Genomic DNA, 1,013 nt, shown 5'->3' with positions numbered 1-1,013 from the left:
GACCGGCTCACGCCGGAGACGTACCACGCGCTCGCGCGGCCGGTGCCCGCCTCGGCGAGCGCGTCGGGCAGCCGCCGGTCGGCCTCGGCCAGCGCGTCGGCGTGGCGGTGCACGCCGTCGACGAACACGGCCGCCTGGCCGATGGCCGCCTCGGCCGCGCGCAGGTGCCCGGCGGCCGTGTCGCCGTCCCCCGCGGCGGCGGCCTCGCGGGCGCGCCGCAGCCGGGCGGTGGCGAACGCGAGCCGGTCCTCGGCCTGGGCGGCGTACCCGAGCACCGCCGCGGTGGCGGCCGGCGCGTACGCCGCCCGCGCCTCCTTGAGCACCGCCTCGGCCGTCCGGGCACGCGCGGTGACCTGCCGCAGCACCGTGTCGGCGTACTCCACGGCGCCCGGGGCGGCGCGTTCCAGGGAGCGCAGCCCGTCGAAGGCGGCGGCCTCGGCGTCGAGGCACCGGTTCGCCTCGGCGCAGCGGGCCACGATCTCGTCGAGCGCCCGCCGCCGCGTGGCGTCGTCCTGCGGGCGGGCGTCGTCCAGCCGCTGCCGGAGCTGGAACGCCGCCGCCAGCTCGCCGCGCGCGTACGCGACGGCCTCGGCGAACGGCCGCACCTCACCGGCCCCGAACCGGGCGGCGGTGAAGGCGAGCTCCGCCGCGCTGGCGCGGACCGCGTCGTCGGTGTCCACGAGCAGCCGCGCCGCCCGGGCGTCGAGGTCGGCAGGCGGCGCCGCCTGCCCCTCGCCCGGCCCGCCCGGCGTCGTCCGGTGGGCGAAGCGCCGCCTGCGCCGCCGGTACGAGACCAGGGCGAAGGCCCCGGCCGCGCCGGCCGCGACGACCGGCGCCACCAGGTCACCGGCCACGCCGCCGTCCCCGTCTGCCGTCCGTACGGGGGCCGGTCCCGCCGTCGCTGTCGCGTACGCGGGCGGCGGCCCGTACCAGCAGCCGAGGAGCAGCGCGGCGACGGCCGCGGCGCGCGGGCACCGCCCGGCCTGCGCGCACCGCGCCGCCCGCGCCGGCGG

Annotated in this window: 1 pseudogene; it reads right to left on the bottom strand. The window is 82.2% G+C overall.

The annotated features are described in order from the left end of the window. Window positions 1-1,013, bottom strand: a pseudogene (locus QK440_RS41175) (TPM domain-containing protein); the annotation flags it as partial.

Source organism: Streptomyces sp. CC224B (assembly GCF_030010595.1).
GTDB classification, from domain to species: Bacteria; Actinomycetota; Actinomycetes; order Streptomycetales; family Streptomycetaceae; genus Streptomyces; species Streptomyces longispororuber.
The sequence above is the reverse complement of the archived record's forward strand: the minus strand, read 5'-3'. Positions and strand labels throughout refer to the sequence as shown.